Raw genomic sequence first — 19,423 nt, forward strand, 5'->3', positions numbered from 1 at the left:
TTTTATGGGGTAGGGATATAGAATGAAATCAATAAATAATTTTATTACAGAGTTTCTTGAGAAAAAGAAAGCCACAGGTACTTACCGGCGATTGGTAGGGATAGGCGATGGAATTGATTTCGTTTCAAATGATTACCTGAACCTTAGTAAAAGCGAAGAATTGAAATTAATTCTAAATGAGGAATTAAATAGAAGGCCTTTTAAAGCAGGTAGCTCAGGTAGCAGACTTTTAGGTGGGAATAGTGATTATATCCAAGAAACAGAAGACTATCTGGCTAATTTTTACAATGCCGAGGCCACATTGATTTTTTCATCGGGATACCAGGCAAACCTAGCAGTACTTTCATCTTTGCCTCAAAGAGGAGATACTATTTTCTATGATGAATTGAGTCATGCTTGCATGAAGGATGGTGTCAGGTTAAATTTTGCTGAATCATATCCTTTTAAGCATAATGATTTTGAAGACCTTGAAAGGAAAATTGACCGATTTGGCCAAGGCAAAATATTTATTGTTGCTGAATCAGTATATAGTATGGATGGTGATTTTGTAAATCTTCTTAAGCTTGTGGAAATTGCTGAGAAGTTCGATGCCGGAATTATTTTAGATGAAGCACATACTACAGCGTGGTATGGGATTAATGGAAAAGGCCTGGCCATTGCAGAAAATCTTGAAAATAGACTTTTAACTCGAATTTATACTTATGGAAAGGGCCCTGGGACTCATGGGGCTTTGGTAGCCGGTAATAGTGAATTAATAGACTTTATAATAAATACTTCTCGCCCCTTTATATATACTACAGCTCCTCCTGATCACCAGGTAGCATTAATTAAAGGGGCAACTAAGCTCTTTTCTGGTGAATATGGTGAAAGAAAGAGAATAGGATTACAAAGAAATATGGCATTGTTTTCTGAAATTGCGAAGAGAGCTGATTTTGGTTTAGAAATGAACCTGATTGATTCAAAAGCACCTATAAAATCAATTATAATTCCGGGAAACGAAAGGGTAGACCGGGTATGCGAAGTACTTAGAGCTGATAATATAGAAGTTCGGCCGGTAAAATCACCTACAGTTAAAAAGGGATCAGAAAGAATCCGGGTGTGCTTGCATTCTGATAATACAAAAGAAGATATTAACAAATTGTTTGACGGACTAACACTTTAAATTGTCAATAATGGCTCATAGATTTTTTGTAACTGCAATAGGTACAGATAGCGGTAAAACTGTTTTTTCAGCTATATTATGCGAAGCGTTAAAGGCAGATTACTGGAAACCGATTCAGGCTGGCCTTCCAGGTGATACGGATTCTGTTCGTACATTAGTGTCTAATAAAAAAAGTAAATTTCATGAAGAAGGAATAAAACTGAAGACACCTGCTTCTCCTCACGCAGCTGGTAAGAAAGAGGAAGTCGAAGTTTCTTTACAAAGAATTGAGTTACCGGAAACTAATAACCATTTGATTATTGAAGGCGCAGGGGGTGTACTTGTGCCCTTAAACGATCAGGAAAATGTTATTGACATAGCGAGAAGAGTAAATGCAGAGGTAATAGTTGTTTCAAATTTATACCTGGGATCCATAAATCATACTTTGTTGACACTGGATTGGTTATCACAAAATGAAATTCCAGTGAGGGGGATTGTTTTTAATGGTGATCCGAACCCGGAAAGTCAGGAGATAATCTTACAACGAAGTGGATTAGAGGAGTTACTGCACATTTACACCGAGGAGAAGATTACTAAAAAAGAAATTAAAAAATACGCAGAAAGAATAAGAGAGAAAATATAATATGGCAGATAATCTTATTTCAAGAGATAAAGAAGTAATATGGCATCCTTTTACCAGCTTGGGTGGTAATGAAAACCCTTTACCAGCAGTAAAAGGAGATGGTATTTATATAGAATTAGAAGATGGCAGGCGAATTATTGATGGCGTATCAAGCTGGTGGGTGAATTTGCATGGTCACGGTAATAAGCATATAGCAAAAGCGGTCGCAAAACAGGCAGCAGACCTTGAACATGTGATATTTGCTGGTTTCACCCACGAACCTGCAGTCAAACTGGCTGAAGAGGTTTTAAGCATAACTCCCAAAAATCAAAAGAAAGTATTCTTTTCCGATAACGGATCAACAGCTGTAGAAGTCGCGTTGAAAATGGCTTTTCAGTACTGGCATAATCAAAAGATAGAGAAAAAAAAGGTCATAGCGATAAATGGAAGTTACCATGGTGATACATTTGGAGCAATGTCTGTGGGTGACCGGGATGTATTTGTAAAGCCTTTTATACCATACCTTTTTGATGTTGAATTTATTGATTTTCCAGGTTCTGAAAATCAACAAGATGTTTTAAAGCAATTTGCAGATATTATTGACTCAGATGATGTGGCTGCTTTTATTTTCGAACCTTTGGTTCAGGGTTCTGCCGGAATGAGGATTTACGATACTGAGGTTTTAGATACCATGTTGAGTATGGCTAAAGGAGCCGGTGTTGTTTGCATAGCTGATGAAGTGTTTACTGGCTTTGGCAGAACCGGTAAAATGTTTGCTTGCGACCACCTAAGACACAATCCTGATATTATGTGCTTATCAAAGGGCTTGACAGGTGGAACCATGGCTTTAGGAGCTACAACATGTACTCTGGACATCCAAAAGCCTTTTCAAACCAGTGATCTTTTAAAGACGTTTTTTCATGGGCATAGCTATACCGGTAATCCAATAGCATGTGCCTCAGGTGTTGCAAGTATGGAATTATTAAAGTCTGATGAGTGTCAAAAAAAGATCAAAAAGATCAGTGAATGGCATAAATCGTCTTCAGTCAGGCTTGGTGGAAACAGGGCAATCAAAAACGTCAGGCATTTAGGGACTATACTTGCTTTTGAAGTTAAAACATTAAAAGATACGGGTTATTTTAACGAAGTAAGGCACAGGCTTTATCCTACATTTTTAAAACATGACGTCCTCTTAAGACCGCTTGGGAATGTTGTTTATTTTTTACCTCCTTATTGTATAACTGAAGAAGAATATGAAAAGGTAATAGAGGTGATAGAGAAGGTGATGAGAGAAATTAATAGTTAATAAAGGAAAGTATTGCCACAATCAAGGCATTGATATTTTTTATCATTTGTTTGAATTTGATTGTCAGGGGTAAATATTTTAAATACTCTGGCGATCAAATTCATTATTAATTCATCTTGAATTGGTTTAGAATTAGTTGAATTACAGTGGGGACATACGACTATTTTTGAAGGAGATTCATATTTTAACCCAAGGATGTCACGAGCCATTTCGTAATCGTCCTCTAAGACCATTAACCCAATTCCTCCAATAAGAGTTTTTAGATGGGGAAGGGTAACTGAAGTCTCTTCATCAATCAACACGACAGGAACTCCATGTTGTTGAAGCTTACTTCTCATGATGTGTGCATTATTATAATCGTATTCTCTTAATAAAAGTACTAATCCCATTGACTGATTCCCTGTTGGTAATTAAACGATTAACAGAGCCTTTTAGATTTAATATACAAAAAAAACAGAATAGATATTCGACGAGTTTTGAAAAAAGAAAAGATAACAACAATTTCTATTTAGTAATGCGATAAGGTTTTTTATCATATAAGATTAATCACTTTTAGAATTTCATACTCGTCATTAAAAAGGTCACTAAAGCCGTAATTACTTAATAAAATGAATTGAGTTTTAGTACCCGGGAAATAATAGAATAACACATTGTATCCATCACATTCTCCTTCGAAACCATAACCAGGGTTTTCTATTGATCCTATTTTTTTGAATAAAACAGGGGATGTATTTGAACCCAGAACTTTTTCAAGTGTACCATCTGATATATATTCACTTTGAAAAAGAAAATCATACATCTTTAATATGTCATTTCCTCCTGACCATAAATTTCCCTCAGGATAATTGAGCGTCTCGTTTTCAGGATCCATTTCGATTATTTCTTCTGACTGAGTCTTTTTATATCCTAACGCATATCGGCTATCTGCTTTAGAGTGTTTAAAAGCTGTTTTTAAGGTAATGAATTCGGTTCTGGGTAATCCAATAATCGGACTGATAGTTTCATAGAAAAAATCCTCAAATTTTAGACCAGAGATTTTCTCAATTACTGCAGCAATGATAATGCTATTGACGTGACTATATTTATAATTCCCTGTATTAACATTGTCTTGTTTCTGAATTATTTCCTCTATTAGAGATCGATTGTCGTTATATTTTGTCAGTTCATTATCTGGATTTATATCCTCAAGTCCTGAAGTGTGTGTTAGTATATTTTTTAATGTTATATAAGGGTATTTTTCAAATTCAGGAAGGTACTGAGAAACGGAATCTTCAAGAGAAACTTTGTTTTGCTCAATTAGCCAGCTTATTGATAATAATTTAGCTATATCAGATCCATTACAGAGATTGAATTCTGAATCGGTGAATAATAGCTCCTCATCTTTAAAATCAGCATAGCCAAAAGCTTTTTCATACTTTACTTTTCCGTTAACACTGATCAATGATATACCGGAAAAATCACCTGTTCGATACTTTTCTTCCAGTATCTCATCAAAACGATTGAAATCTATATTCTTTTGAGCATAAAGACTATAGGTACAAACAACTAGGATAAAAAATGTGCGAATTACTATCAAATCTTTAAAAATCGTGTTATTTGACAGTAAATATAATTAAATAAAAATTAAATATTACTATTCTTTGATTAGGTGGGTGTGGCATTTATTTTTCAAGTGTCGTAGTTATTTCGCGAATAACCTCGTCAAGCTCATCTAAAGCATTTTTTAGCCTGCAGTTATATTCTTTTTCTTCGAATGCATTTATCATGTCTTTATTCAGAAGATGGATTAAACCTAGTATCGTAGCAACAGGGCTTCTTAATTTGTGAGAATTGATGAATGCATACTCTTGTAATTGCTCATTCTTAGCTTCAAGCTCCCGTGTTCTTTCTGCAACCCTTTTTTCCAGATTTTGATTAAGAGAGTTTAATTCTTTTGACTGTTTCTGAATGAGTTTATTCTTCTTTTTGAGTTCTGCTATATATTTGACTTTAGTTTTATACCTGTTCCTGGCAACGTAAAATAAGTAGCCAATCAAAATTAATATAATAAGCGCCATAAGGATTATGTACCATTGCATCCTTACTTTTTTCTGGCTATAGGATAACTTTCTGTTTTTTAATTCATTTTCTTTTTCAAGTAGAAGAATTTCGTTTTTCTTTTCTTTTAGTTCGAAATCCTTTTGTAAAACTTCAATACCTGCATCTAGTTCACTTTTATTAATGTTGAACCTCAAGCTGTCCGCTATGTCGAGATATTTCAACGCATTTTTATAATCTTTTTTAATTTTAAAAGCTTCGTGTAATAACAAGAGTCCTTCTACTTCTTCTTTAAAACTATTAGCTGACTTTGCGTTTTCTATATTTTTTTTTGCCCAGAAAATGGCTTTATCAGTCTGGCCGCTTTTCAGGTAAATGTTTGATAATACTTTATAATTATTCGATCTCAATCGAGGGTTATTAATCTCCTTATTTATATCAATCGAAAAATTGATGTAAACTATAGCTTTATCATAATTTCCCAGATATAGATTTACCTCACCGAGATTGGAATAATTAAATGCCTTCATGGACTCGTTTTGAGTGATCTCATTAAGATCTAATGATTTATTCAAATGAAAAGTCGCAGAGTCATATTGGGTAGTTTGAATAAAACTGTTTGCCAGATTATTGTGGGCCCTACATACCTTAATGTAATCTTCAGCTCTTTTTCCTGTTTCTAATGATTTATAATAGTATTTAACAGCCTCTTTATAATTATTATTATTGTTATAGATCATACCAATTAGATTGTAACAATCCGAATGATCAGCATAATTATCAGGACGCGTTAAGCTATGTTCCAGCGCTATATATGCTTTTTCCAGGGCGGTAGAATGTAATCCAATATTCATATAATAGAGTCCAATCACCACCAGGTTTTTTTCAATCCCGTAACTGTAATCGATTTTTTCAGCTATTCTTAAACCTTTTTGTCCGTAGTAAAGCGAACTATCTGGACTAATTTCAAAAAATAAATAACCGATATTAGCACATAGTACTGATTCTACTGTATCAGATTCTGCTTCTACTAATAAAGATTTCAGTTCTTTAATTTCTGAAACTCTATCCTTGTTATCCGCAAGTACCAGAGGATTGTAAAATATAAAGAAGGCTAATAAAAAAATAATAATCTCATACAGTCAACATCACAATAAAAAGTATGTCTTTGACATAAAAAGCAATATAATTATACGGGTATTATAAATAAGATAAAATATTTTCCAATTATTAATCTAAACTTTATTAATTAACTACTGAATGTTTTACTGTTAAATGTAAATAATCCTAATAGATATAAAAATAATTAAAATGACATTCGACTATATTATAATTGGTGCCGGATCGGCAGGTTGTGTTTTGGCTAATAGATTATCTTCTGAAGAAAAATTAAGTGTTGCCTTACTAGAAGCAGGAGAAAAGGACAAGATGCCTGAAATTAAAATTCCAGGTGCTTACTCAAAATTGAATAATACTAAGATAGATTGGTCTTTTTGGACTGAAGAACAAAAGAATGTACTCAATAGAAAGATTTTCGTTCCACGGGGAAAGACATTAGGAGGGAGTAGTAGTACGAATGCAATGGCCTATGTAAGAGGTAATAAAAACGATTTTGATGAGTGGGAGAAACTGGGAAATAAGGGGTGGTCTTATGATAACGTTCTTCCTTATTTTATAAAATCTGAAAATAATGAAGATATCGATAATGAGTATCATGGAAATAAAGGACCTTTAAATGTAGCTTTCTCAAAGCAACCTACAGAGTTGGGGAGTGCTTTCATAGAAAGTTGTCAAATCCATGATATACCTTATAACTACGATTACAATGGTAAGGAGCAGTTAGGCGCAAGTATGCTTCAGTTTACAATAAAAGATAACCAAAGACATAGTACAGCAAAGGCCTTTTTGAAACCAATTCTAAAAAGAAATAACCTACATGTATTCACTAAAGCCTTTGTCCAAAGGATCATTATTGAAAACAATAAAGCAGTGGGGGTGGAGGTAGATATTGATGGTGAAAAAACAATTATCAAATGTAAGAAAGAGGTTATCTTATCAGCAGGTTCAATTCAGTCACCACAGGTTTTAATGTTGTCAGGTATTGGGCCATCAAAAACCTTACAAAAATTTGATATTGAAGTGAATAAGGATTTAGGAGGAGTAGGGCAAAATTTAACGGACCATATTTGGAGTGGTATTTCCGGAGAAGTAAATATACCTACTGGTAATACTTTACTTAAACCCTTCAATATGTTCAAAGCAACCCTGAATCATTTGGTATTTAATTCAGGTCCATTGAGTAATAGTCCTCTTGAAGCAAATGCATTTTTAAAATCTGATCCGGACCTGAAAAGGCCAGATCTGCAATTTCATTTTACACCTATCGGTATAAAAAATGACTATTCTACTGATATTTACGATCTAAGTACGTTTCCCAGGAAGGATGGATATGGGATAATGGTAATTTTGATCAGACCTGAAAGTCGGGGTTTCGTATCAATCAGGAGTAAATCAGCTTATGATCCACCAATTATTCAACCTAATTTTTTATCTGTAAATAAGGATTTGTATGTTTTGCTTTCAGGGATAAAAAAGCTATCGGTGTTGCACATTCAGAACCATTACGAAAATACAATCCTAATGGAGTGATATTTCCAACTAATCTGTCAGACGACAAAGCATTAAAAGAACATATATTAAAATCATTAGAAACACTTTATCATCCTGTCGGTACCTGTAAAATGGGAACAGATGATATGGCAGTAACGGATCATGAATTAAAGGTTAGAGGAATAGATGGACTAAGAGTAGTTGATGCTTCAATAATGCCAACTATAATTTCAGGAAATACTAATGCAGCGACAATAATGATCGCAGAGAAAGCAGCTGATATGATTCTGAAAAGCGTTGATCAAAAGGAATCAACAGAAACAGTTAAAATGAAATAAATAATAATTGCAAAAAAGGGATACAGGAAAATTTTTGATGTAAAGGCCGCTGTTGCATAAAAATGCTTATCACTGACTTTATTGAGAATTAGTTTGTTGATAAGTTTTCTTGGTATGTAAAAAATAATATCAGAGATAAGATAAATCGACCATTTTAATTTGCCCACCGGGGCATACCAATTGCCAGGTTTGTTAATCTCAGTTTGACTATCAAATTTGAGTATTTCCTGAATCAATTTTTGATCAGATTTAAATTGTACAGCTACTTTTTTCTTTTTCAATCTTTTTGAGTTGAAGATCTTTAGCATTGAGGTGTAACTAGAAGCTGAATCAAAATTTAAGATTAGTGTTTTCATTTTTCTGCTAAGATCTTCTAACAAATTTTCATAACCTTGTCTTTCATTTTGAATGAAAGCGGGAACATGATCTTTTATCAGGACCGGATCGCCAATAGTAATTAATACCCTGCTTCGACTTTCAAAATGATCCTCGTAATGAATTCCAACAGGGACTATTTTAACCCCTTTTTTATAATCATTTCTTTTTTCTGTCTCAAATGCAATTCTGGCAATACCTTTTTGTAAAGGTCTAAGCCTGTATTTAAGGTCATGGTTACCTTCAGGAAAAATTCCTATTGCCTGATTTTTCTCCAGCACTTGATGAGCAGATTCAAAACTTTGAGAATTTTTACGAACACTTCCGATACCATCTCTGAATCTGAATACCGGGATCATTTTCAGGCTTTTTAAAATGGATGCAATTATTTTATTTTTAAATACACTGGCTCTTGTTAAGAAATGTGGATTCCTTTTAGAAATAACACTAAGAATCATTGCATCGAGTAATGCGTTTTGGTGATTTCCAGCAATGATAATTGGCCCTTCCGCAGGAATTTTTTCTAACCCATTAACTTTAAACTCGCTGAAATAAAGGCTGCATGCAATTCTGACCCAGATTTTTAGGGGGTAGTATAATATGTTGCCTAAAAGAATTCTCATATGGAAGCTGGCTGGCCTTTATCGGTGGATCTGAAATTGAATACCTGCGAAATGACGAGTCCGGAAATTATATGCCAAATTCCCCACCAGGCAGCAATTAATGCCATTCCACCCTGGCCCTGGAAATAATTAAAAATAATTACAAGGCCCAGACCCGAATTTTGAATACCCGTCTCTATTGTAATAGTTTTTGTATCAGCTAGTGTTTTACCGCTGATTTTACCAACTGCAAAACCAAGTAAAAGAGCTAGTAAATTATGAATCAGTACTAAAAAGAATACATAATGCCAGTACTTTAAAAAGAGGTCAATATTCTTTGAAAAGGCAATAACGATTATTGCTAAAAGTATGATCATTGAAACAGACTTTATGATCTTTTTAGCCTTTTCACTAAAAACCGGAAAATATTTTCTAGTAAGCATTCCTGAAATTAATGGAATCCCGATAATGAGGCCTATAGTTTTCATCATTTTCCAGAAATCAACTTCTACGGCGATATTTTTTTTATTTCCTAGCAATTCACCCCAGACCTCGAGATTAAGCGGGGTGAAAATTATTGCAAGAAAAGAAGCTATAATGGTAAGGGTTACGGATAATGCAACATTTCCTTTGCTCAGATGGGTAAAAAAATTGGATACATTTCCACCCGGGCATGCTGCTACTAATATCATACCCATTGCTAGTCCCGGTAGGGATTCATGATTAATACTAACAGAAATGTTAATGCTGGCAATAAGATAAATTGGGAAACGACACCACCAATGGCAGGACTTGGATTTTTAACTACTTCTCTAAAGGATTTTAAATTTAGATCCAGTGAAACCCCATACATAATAAATGCAATACTGAGATTTAAAAGAAACAGACTTTCTTCATTGAAATTAAGTCTTATACTATCCAGTTCTGACATTAATTTAATTTTTAAGACAATTGCAAAACTATCTAATTTAAGGTTAACAGGCTTAAAAAAAACTATTTTAGGTTGTTAAATTCTTACATAAAGTGGTTCAACCGGCAATAATTTGGATTATTTTTGTGCAGATTAATTAAATATCTAATAAATGAAAGCTGAAATAATAACTGAAAAAGGAACAATGAATGTGGAGTTTTATGAAAAAGACGCTCCAAACACAGTTAAGAATTTTGTAGACCTTTCAAAGAAGGGTTTTTATGATGGTTTAACATTTCATAGGGTTATTCCTGATTTTGTTATTCAAGGAGGATGTCCTGATGGAACCGGGGCAGGTGGTCCGGGCTATTCTATAGACTGTGAACTTGATGGTGAAAATCAATATCACGACAGAGGAGTATTATCTATGGCACATGCAGGTAGAAATACCGGTGGGTCTCAATTTTCATTTGTCATAGTCGTAATAACACTTCACACCTTGACAGGAACCATACCTGCTTTGGTAAGGTTATCGAAGGACTTGACGTCATTGACGATATCAGACAAGGAGATAAAATCGAAAAGATTAATATAATAGAAGATTAAAATGAATAACGGGCTTTGAATTTATTTTAGAATAAATTTTAAAGCCCTTTTTTCTGACCAATACATTCGATCCTGGTTAAATTCTGTAAATCCTACGTGCCCGCCTCTTTCAGGGAATTCGAATGTTATCATTTCATTTTTACTTAACAACTCTGCCGGGTAGCACTTTGCCGGTAGAAAAGGATCATTTTTGGCATTAATAATCAGGGTAGGTATTTTGATATTTGTCACATAATTTATTGAACTGCATTTGGAGTAATAATCAGAGGCATTTTTAAATCCGTGAATAGGAGCAGTATAAAAGTTATCAAAATCGTATAAAGTTTTTATTTTTTTGATGTGGGCTGTCGATAGTTTATCAGGCATTATTGCAGCTTTTTGTTTTACTTTTTCAATCAAATTATTTAAAAAACGCCTTTCGTAGATAAAGTTTGAAGGCTCCGCAATCCTGTTACTTCCTGCTTCAAGATCTAATGGCACTGAAAATGCCACAACTTTTCTCACCTGTTCCTGAATGTTTTCTTCCTTTTCACCACAGTATTTAAGTACAAGGTTTCCTCCCAGACTAAACCCTATAAGAAATATTTCATGGTAGCCTAATGAAATGCTATGGTTTATAACTAATTCAAGATCATCTGTCGCCCCACTATGATAAAACCTGAGGTTATTATTTATTTCACCACTGCATCCACGGTAATTCCATGCGAGGATATCAAAATTGCTGTTATGTAATGCTTTGGCCATCCCTTTTACATATGGCCTGTCACTGCTGCCTTCAAGACCATGGCAAACAATCACCAGTTTTTTATTATCGTCATGTAACCAGTCAAGGTCCAGAAAATCATTATCCGGAGTGGTCAAACGCTCTCGTTTATATTCAACTCCTTCTACTTTCCTAAATAATGATGGGAGTATTGTTTCAATATGTGGAGAGAAGTATAAATACGGAGCTTTGTATTTCATGAAAATAGAATCTGTTAGCTTATTTCTACTAATTTAATTAAACCGGTTAATATTCTGCCAAATGATTTTCGAATAAAAAAAGCCCGGATATCATCCGGGCTTATATTTGAATTGGATATTTTTCTTATAGATCCTGATTTACATTAAATTTCTCAAGATAATCAGCTACTCGTCTAACGAACATGCCTCCAAGAGCCCCATCTACAACTCTATGGTCATAACTATGAGATAAGAACATTTTGTAACGGATAGCAATTGCATCACCAGTTGGAGTTTCCACTACAGCAGGTTTTTTCTGAATTGCTCCTAATGCTAAAATTCCTACCTGAGGTTGCATGATAATTGGAGTACCCATTACGTTACCGAAACTACCAACATTTGAAACAGTATAAGTACCGTTTTGAAGATCATCCGGCTTTAGCTTATTTTCTCGTGCTCTTTTTGCCAGGTCATTTACTTTTAGTGTTAACCCGGTAATATTTAACTGATCTGCATTATGAATGACAGGTACAATTAAGTTGCCAGTAGGAAGGGCCACAGCCATTCCTATATTGATATTTTTTTTCTTAACAATTTTATTGCCGTCTACCTGGATATTTATCATTGGATAATCCTTTATGGCTTTTACCACAGCCTCGATCATAATTGGTGTAAAAGTAAGACTTCCACCGTATCGGTTTTTGAAATCGTTTTTATGTCTGTTTCTCCAATTAACAAGGTTGGTAACATCAGCTTCTACAAATGAAGTCACGTGAGGTGAAGTGCGTTTAGAATCAACCATTCTTTCGGCAATCATTTTTCGCATTCTGTCCATCTCTATGATTTCATCATCACCACTGACAGAAACAGGTACTGAAGGTTTAACCTGCTGACTTGCCGCGCCATTACTAGATACAGTAGGTGCAGCTGATGAGGTTTTTCGAGTATCAAGGTAATTTAAAATATCTTTTTTAGTAACCCTGTTATCTTTTCCAGTACCTGGGATTTTTTCTAATTCTTCCTCTGATATATTTTCTTCTTTAGCGATATTCTTAACCAAAGGAGAATAAAAACGGTCACTTTCAAATCTGGATTTATCTTCTACCGGAGCAGGAGTTGCTTCTGCAGCTATTTTTTCTTCCTTCTTAGCAGGAGCTTTTTCTTTTTCTTCTTCTACTTCTTCTGATGAGGTGTCATTAGCATCGTCAGATCCTTCGCCTTCTGTTTCGATTACACAAATTGGTTTCCCAACTTCTACCACGTCGCCTTCTTCGACAAGAATCTCTTTTAATACTCCTGCATGGGTTGCAGGAACTTCTGTGTCAACTTTATCTGTTGCTACCTCTAGAACTGATTCGTCTTGCTCGATGGTATCACCCACCTGTTTTAGCCAAGTGAGAATAGTGCCTTCCATAACACTTTCTCCCATCTTGGGCATCACCATTTTTTCTAATGCCATGATTCGAGTGTTTTCGATGTTGTTTATTGAGTTCTTCAAAAGTAACAACAATTTCATAGATATTCAATAAGGAGCTATTGAAATAATCGTCTGTAAATACTGATTTAACTAAGATTGTTTAATATAAAATTTTGTTAAATTATTTTTTTGTAGAATATAATTCTTACATGATGTGTTTTTTTAGCAGGTTTAAGGCAGCAATTGTTGTATATTCGATATTCATAGCCCGGTCTTTTCCCAAATTGATTTTTTTTGCAATCACTTGATTTTCATCAGCATACCCTAACCAAATAGTTCCAACGGGCTTTTCTTTTGTTCCCCCTCCAGGTCCGGCAATACCACTAGTAGATATTGCAATGTCAGTTTTCAGAAGGTTTTTGGCTCCAACTGCCATTTGTTTTACTGTTTCTTCACTGACAGCTCCTTCTTTTTCAATAGTCTCTTTTTTTACACCCAACACATTAATTTTAATATCATTGCTATAACTCACTACTGATCCGAGGAAATATTCAGAACTCCCCGGAACAGAGGTGATTTTATGCGCTATTTTACCTCCGGTGCAGCTTTCAGCAGTCCCAATTGTTTTTCCCTGAAATTTTAATACTCTCCCTATGGCTTCTTCCAGCTTTTCATCATCATATCCGTATATGTATTTTTCAATAAGGGGTCTGAAATCATTAATTGTATAATTAACATCCTTTATTAGCTGTTTTTTATCGGTACCTTTAGCAGTAAACCTGAGTTTGACAATGCCTGGGGAGGGGAGGTAAGCCAATCTGATATGTGGTGGTAGTTCTTTTTCTTTTTCACCAATTATTTCACTCAGCCAGGATTCTCCTATTCCAACTGTGTTTATTCTACGGTGGACAATCGAAGGAGGCTTAAACCTTTTTTTTATTTCAGGAAGGACTCTTTCTTTCATCAAAAATTTCATTTCATAAGGCACTCCCGGCATTGAAACGAATACTGTATTCTTTTCACTTTCCATCCAGATCCCTGGTGCAGTACCCATATCATTTTTTAGATATTTTGCTCGGGTAGGCAATTCAGCTTGTTTTTTGTTGAGAGGAGAGAGTTCCTTGTCTAATTTTTTAAATAAATCTGACAAATCATTTAAAGCTTCCTCCCTGATTTCGAGCTTATCGTTAAAGTATTCAGTAAGACAAGGCTTAGTCAGGTCATCAGGCGTAGGTCCTAATCCCCTGTGATTAATACTAAATCTGAATCTTTTTCTGCTTCTTCAAATGCTGAAAGGATTTCGTCTTTATCATCACCAATAGTTAGCCTCCTTATTGTTTTTATACCTGATTCATCTAGTAAGGCACTCATCCATTGTGCATTTGTATCTACAATTTGACCGTATAGGATTTCATCACCGATTGTTATGATATATGCTCTAATTTCTTGCATGGTATGGTTGTTGATACAATAATTTAATTAAATTCGAATTTAAGTTATTCTTTTTATTAGAACGCAATTTTTTTAGTCACATGAGAAAGAACAGATTATTATACTTGCTTGTTTTTTTATTTACTGCCTGTACTTCTTCACAGATTCAACAGACAATAGATTCTGTTAATGATGCCATCGGGAGTTCCGGAACAGGGCTAACATCTGAGGATGTATCTAATGCATTAAAACAGGCCCTGAAACAAGGGACAATAAAAGGAACTAATGAGGCTTCGGAACTAAATGGTTATTTCGGGAACCCACTGATAAAAATTCCTTTTCCCGAAGAAATTGAGAAGGTGGAAACCAGGTTAAGAAGTGTAGGGTTGGATAAACCCGTTGACGATTTTATCCTTTCAATGAATAGAGCAGCAGAAAAAGCCGCTATTGAGGCAAAACCTATTTTTATTAATGCAATAACTTCTATGACTATACAGGATGCATGGAATATTTTGAAAGGGGAAGATGATGCAGCAACCAAGTATTTACGTCGAACTACCTATGATCAGCTGGTCGGTAAATTCCAGCCACCGATCCACAATTCATTAGAAGATGTTAATGCAACAAAATATTACAGCGATGTTGCCTCTGCTTATAATAAAATTCCGTTTGTTGAACCTGTGGAAGTAAATCTTGACAAATATGTTACTGAAAAAGCAATTGATGGATTGTTTGAATTAATAAGAAAAGAAGAGGCTAATATACGTGAGAACCCAATAGCACGAACCACAGATCTGATGAAAAGAGTCTTTTCACAGCAATAAAATATATTACCGCATATAATTAAGCATTACTAATTCTTAATGAATGGTAGTGCTTTTTTATTTACTATTAGATAGTATATGCCTGCTGCATATGGGGAGATATTAATTGTATTTCCTTGTCCATTTTCAATTTCATTCCCTGCTGCATCGATAATTTTCCAGTCCTCCACTATCTTTTCACTTTTGATAAATAGATAATCAGATGCAGGGTTAGGGAATAAGGAAATCAGTTTTGTTAGATCATCATCGATATCTAATAAAGGCTCATTTACTACTTCAATTGTTATAAACCCGGTATGATTACAGCCCAGGCTATCTGTTCCTATTAAACTAAACGAATAAAGGCCTGGTTCTGAAAAGGAGTATTCGATTTGTAAACGGGTGGCAGTAGCTCCATTTGGAAATTGCCATTGATATTTTACAAACTCTTTTTTTTCGATTGTTAAATTAACTGTCTTATTAGATGCCAGGTTTAATGATTCATTATTTGCTATAATAACAGGTTTTGATTCTGGTAGTTTTCTCAGGATAACTTTCTGTGGTGAACTTTTATGGAATTCAGTGAAATTAACTATATAAATAGAGTCTGTTGATGAAATTAGAGGCTTTTCATAGTATCTGCCTTTATGAACTAAATTAGTTAATTCGCTGTCAGTATAATAAAGATAAGTACCCTCTTCATCCGGATTAATTTTTACTACTTGAGAATCGTGACAGATCAGGATAGTATCTTTTATCATCACATTTAATTCACGTGGTGATAAAGTCTTTTGAATAGTTCCTGAACAACCCATAGAATCAATCACTTTTAATTCGAAATACTGATCTTCCGAATTCAGAATTTCGTGTTGGACTAGTGGTGTTTCAGTTAGTAACAGGCCATTGATATTCCAATCATAAGACACATGAGTATTATCATCTGCTTCAACTAAAACAGATGCCCCTGATGCAGGGTCAGGATTATGTGAAAATTGAAAATTGGCATTTGGTTGGTAGGATTTAATAATAATCTTTACAGGTTCTGAATATATATTGTTTTCTTTTCTTGATACATATACAGCTGTATCCTGATCAATATTGGAGATTAATATTTTATTACCTGATGAGATCAGATCATTCATGTCACTTTTTCTAAAGAAATAAAGTTCTTCCTGCAGTTCTATTAATATTTCCAGATCTTCATTTTTACATACTTCGTAATATGTATTTTTAATGTCAGGTTTATTTGGTCTGTTAATCACCTCCAGGGTAGAACTAAACTTATTTTCGCAACCAAACGGGCTTTCTATTGTAAGTGTAATATCATAATAGCCTTCCTGGTTATATTTGATAGTCTGATTTTGATTTGTAGAAGTCAATCCATTTTCAAACACCCAGTTATATGATTTTGCATTTGAAGGGTAAGCTTTAAAAGTAACGGTGCTATCAGATGATTCGCTCAAGTATAGAGGGTTAGAGGATATAGAAAATGAATCCTGAGGAACATCAATATTAATAATTGCTGTTTTCATTATTCCCATTCCTCTGACGTCATGGCTATTATAATAGATAGTAGTATCATTTTGAAGATTTTCTATCAAAAAGGAGCCTCCATTACCAATTTTATTCGAACCGGTCGGGTCAGAGTAAAAATTAAAAATTGAGTTTCCAGGATTTATCTCAGCATTTTCACCCTTACAAATGGTTGTGTAAAATTCATTTTCAGGGCTTTGTTTTATTTGAGCATAAGCTTCAGATGCTGTTGAGATATTTTCCTTTAAGGCTTCTAGTGAATTTCCTGCTGTTATTACAAAAACGACATTCTTTAGTTCCCCAGAATTTAAACTGGTTATTTTAGTTCCTGAGAATCCAGCTATGTCGTTTCCATTACCGTTGAGTCCGGCTTCATTTTTTAAATTATTTAATATAAAATCAGCTTTCTCGGTTTTAGTAAATGGTAAATTTATGTCACTGCTATTACCATTATAATTCGATAGGTCGATACCTCTGCTTATAAAATTGTCAGTATTAATCGCAGCAATACCGGTATAAATATTATTATTTGCATCGAACGCGTAAGTCAATTGTGATTCTACATCAGTGAACAACCTATTGGAAGAATCTTCATTTATAGAATAGTCTGAAAGTAATGAAATGTAAAAATCATTAATTGGGGAGGTGGAACTATTGAATATGTTATATTCTAAAATAATAAAGTCCTTGTCAGTAGTTGTGTTGTCGGCAAACAAGTGCTGTTCTATTTGGATGCCATCAGTGGATTTTTCAAATCTGCTTGAAATTTCCTGATAATTAATGTTTTTCCTCTTTACTTTTTTAAATATTTAGTAGCCTGGAAATCTTTATTATGTATTGGTTTTTCGATTGTCAGGAAGCTATTGTCAGCTGAATCAGAGGAGTGAAAATAAAATAACCCTAAGCTTCTGGAAATTAGCGTGTCATTATATACTAAACCGATTCCATTTCTTAAAGAATCGGAATCAAATGCCAATGTACCTGAAGATCCTACTGTTAACTTTAAGTTTTTACCTTCAATTTCGAAAAAGGAAGGTTCAGTAAAAATGTCAAATGGTTGAGAGGCTGCATAATCATTATCTGAAAAATGAAGTGTAAACCTAAGCTGTTGACCAGGTGGAGTTGTCGGGTCAATGTAGATTTTAAATGGAGAATTATTATTATTTTTCCATTCATTTGAATTTAGATTTCCAATATTAAAAACAGAATCAATGATTGTGACATAAGGGCTATTACTCTTAATTACTGCTTTTGCATCCGAAGATGTACTTAATAAATTAGATATCGTTGTTTCAATTGATAGAGTATCGTCGTAAAAAGCATAATTCCCAAGTTTTGAATAATATTTCAGATCAATCATTCTTAAAGAGGGAGTAGTATAATCTAGTAAAGCCCGGGCAACATTTAACCTGCCATGACCAAGTTTACCCTTATATGGTTTATTGGCTTCAATGTGATAAATGTCATCAGCTGTAACTCTAATCCTTTCCATTACTTGCAAGGCTGTAAGATCAGGATATCTAGCCCTTATTAATGCGGCAGTAGCTGAGACCATCGCTGTTGAAAGGCTTGTCCCCTGAGAATAATATTTAAAATCATTATTAGCAGTGACAAATATTGATTTTCCGGGTGCCATAACATCAATATACGGACTATAGGAAGCGAAATTGGCTTTTTCATCATTATAATTAGTGGAGCCTACTGAAAGTACATTTGTGTAAGAAGCAGGATAGAAATCGTATTCACCATTCGTATTCCCTGCAGCTGCTACCACTACAACATCAAGTTCGAGTACTATGTAATTAATGATTTCTTCAACATATTTACTTCTTGCGCTTGGTGCGCCCCAGCTTAGGTTTAAAACTTTACATCCATTTTCGGCAGCAAATATCATCGCCTCATATCCACGATAGAAAAAGTTGGATTGTGAAGTAAAAATTTTATATGGTACAAATTTGGTATTAAACCCTACACCGGCGAATCCATAGTTATTATCCGTCACAGAAAAACCGATTCCGGTAACGGATGTTCCATGTGAACTTTTATCCGCTTCCGGTTCATTATCATCGTTTGAAAAATCATACCCCCTGTAATTGTCTACCAGGCCATCTCCATCATCATCAATTCCATTTACAGGGTCATCTTCATTGATTTTTATATTTCCTGTTAAATCGGGATGATCCATATCCACACCGGTATCCAAAACTCCTACATAAACATTATTATCTCCTTGTTCATGACTCCATGCCTGGTATGCATTAATTGTTTCCAGATATTTCTGTTTCCCTGTTGACGGATCTGCTTCCGGATCATTCGGTGTATAAAGAGGTTTCATCAAATAAAAAGGTTCAGCATATTCAATGCCCTCCATTTTATTTAATTCATTTATTAAACTATCCGGTGATGAGCCTTTGTCTAATTTTAAATAATAGAAAGAGGAAAGGATATGATTACTTCGAACCCGAGTGTTTTTATTTGAAGATCCTTTAAATGGTTGTTTGTATCCCTTTATTTGTTTGATTTTCAGAATTTCATCAAGAATTTCAACTTGATTAATTCTTGCATTTTGCTTTTCAGGCAAGTTTTTAGTACCCACTTTTACGACGATGATGTCATCGGCAATTAATGGGTCTCCTTGTTGAGCATTTAGGTTAAATGCAAATATGAGAAAAAATATGATGAAAGATCTCTTCACGTCTTAGTCAATTTACTTCAAAATTAAATAATTCTATAGTAATCTGACTGTGAAA

12 protein-coding genes and 4 pseudogenes are annotated in these 19,423 nt (G+C 34.3%); 6 read left to right on the top strand and 10 right to left on the bottom strand.

All coding sequences use genetic code 11. From position 1 onward, the window contains the following. Positions 1–22 precede the first annotated feature (22 nt). From DCC35_RS07855 to bioA, 3 genes are read left to right on the top strand one after another with little or no spacing between them, the layout of a single operon-like run. Positions 23–1,162, top strand: coding sequence for an aminotransferase class I/II-fold pyridoxal phosphate-dependent enzyme (locus DCC35_RS07855; RefSeq protein WP_137090262.1), 1,140 nt, complete (start codon positions 23–25; stop codon positions 1,160–1,162). Between the two features lie 10 nt (positions 1,163–1,172). Then, complete coding sequence (bioD, locus tag DCC35_RS07860; protein WP_137090263.1) at positions 1,173–1,784, top strand: dethiobiotin synthase; 612 nt, start codon at positions 1,173–1,175, stop codon at positions 1,782–1,784. Between the two features lies 1 nt (position 1,785). Continuing rightward, positions 1,786–3,069 carry an adenosylmethionine--8-amino-7-oxononanoate transaminase gene (gene bioA / locus DCC35_RS07865; RefSeq protein WP_137090264.1) on the top strand — a complete coding sequence of 428 codons (1,284 nt, stop codon included), beginning with the start codon at positions 1,786–1,788 and terminating at the stop codon, positions 3,067–3,069. Here the strand turns inward: bioA and DCC35_RS07870 are convergent. The 3 genes from DCC35_RS07870 to DCC35_RS07880 all read right to left on the bottom strand — a co-directional run bounded on the left by DCC35_RS07870 (position 3,066) and on the right by DCC35_RS07880 (position 5,960). Further along, on the bottom strand, positions 3,066–3,458 hold the full coding sequence (locus tag DCC35_RS07870) for a putative signal transducing protein (RefSeq protein WP_137090265.1): 393 nt from the start codon (positions 3,456–3,458) through the stop codon (positions 3,066–3,068). The genes bioA and DCC35_RS07870 overlap by 4 nt on opposite strands. A gap of 143 nt (positions 3,459–3,601) precedes the next feature. Beyond that, positions 3,602–4,645, bottom strand: a complete 1,044-nt coding sequence (locus DCC35_RS07875) for a serine hydrolase domain-containing protein (protein WP_175402759.1) — start codon at positions 4,643–4,645, stop codon at positions 3,602–3,604. Between the two features lie 85 nt (positions 4,646–4,730). Beyond that, complete coding sequence (locus tag DCC35_RS07880) at positions 4,731–5,960, bottom strand: tetratricopeptide repeat protein (protein ID WP_137090267.1); 1,230 nt, start codon at positions 5,958–5,960, stop codon at positions 4,731–4,733. A gap of 457 nt (positions 5,961–6,417) precedes the next feature. On the opposite strand from DCC35_RS07880, the pseudogene DCC35_RS07885 reads away from it, so the two are divergent. Then, a pseudogene (locus DCC35_RS07885) lies at positions 6,418–8,054 on the top strand (GMC family oxidoreductase). Here the strand turns inward: DCC35_RS07885 and DCC35_RS07890 are convergent. Beyond that, a complete protein-coding gene (locus DCC35_RS07890) occupies positions 8,018–9,052 on the bottom strand; it encodes a lysophospholipid acyltransferase family protein (RefSeq protein WP_137090268.1) in 1,035 nt (344 codons plus the stop codon). The pseudogene DCC35_RS07885 and the gene DCC35_RS07890 overlap by 37 nt on opposite strands. Beyond that, a pseudogene (locus DCC35_RS07895) lies at positions 9,049–9,962 on the bottom strand (bile acid:sodium symporter family protein). Before DCC35_RS07895 ends, DCC35_RS07890 begins: the two are co-directional and overlap by 4 nt. A gap of 151 nt (positions 9,963–10,113) precedes the next feature. Between DCC35_RS07895 and DCC35_RS07900 the strand changes: the two are divergent. Next, a pseudogene (locus DCC35_RS07900) lies at positions 10,114–10,547 on the top strand (peptidylprolyl isomerase). Between the two features lie 21 nt (positions 10,548–10,568). Here DCC35_RS07900 and DCC35_RS07905 read toward each other — a convergent pair. From DCC35_RS07905 to DCC35_RS07915, 3 genes and pseudogenes are all read right to left on the bottom strand, one after another. After that, the gene (locus tag DCC35_RS07905) at positions 10,569–11,510 is read right to left on the bottom strand and encodes a YheT family hydrolase (protein ID WP_137090269.1); all 942 of its coding nucleotides are present in this window, start codon (positions 11,508–11,510) and stop codon (positions 10,569–10,571) included. Positions 11,511–11,634: 124 nt separating this feature from the next. Next, on the bottom strand, positions 11,635–12,948 hold the full coding sequence (locus tag DCC35_RS07910; RefSeq protein WP_137090270.1) for a dihydrolipoamide acetyltransferase family protein: 1,314 nt from the start codon (positions 12,946–12,948) through the stop codon (positions 11,635–11,637). A gap of 163 nt (positions 12,949–13,111) precedes the next feature. Continuing rightward, positions 13,112–14,358: pseudogene (locus DCC35_RS07915) on the bottom strand (competence/damage-inducible protein A). A gap of 80 nt (positions 14,359–14,438) precedes the next feature. Between DCC35_RS07915 and DCC35_RS07920 the strand changes: the two are divergent. After that, entirely contained in the window at positions 14,439–15,161 is a 723-nt protein-coding gene (locus tag DCC35_RS07920) for a DUF4197 domain-containing protein (RefSeq protein ID WP_137090271.1), read from the top strand. A 29-nt stretch (positions 15,162–15,190) separates the two neighbouring features. Here the strand turns inward: DCC35_RS07920 and DCC35_RS07925 are convergent, their stop codons facing one another. Together DCC35_RS07925 and DCC35_RS07930 are read right to left on the bottom strand one after the other, a co-directional pair. Further along, a complete protein-coding gene (locus tag DCC35_RS07925; RefSeq protein WP_137090272.1) occupies positions 15,191–17,389 on the bottom strand; it encodes a PKD domain-containing protein in 2,199 nt (732 codons plus the stop codon). Between the two features lie 77 nt (positions 17,390–17,466). After that, positions 17,467–19,368, bottom strand: coding sequence for a S8 family peptidase (locus DCC35_RS07930; RefSeq protein ID WP_137090273.1), 1,902 nt, complete (start codon positions 19,366–19,368; stop codon positions 17,467–17,469). Between the last annotated feature and the right edge of the window lie 55 nt (positions 19,369–19,423).

The organism is Mangrovivirga cuniculi (genome assembly GCF_005166025.1).
GTDB classification, from domain to species: domain Bacteria; phylum Bacteroidota; class Bacteroidia; order Cytophagales; family Cyclobacteriaceae; genus Mangrovivirga; species Mangrovivirga cuniculi.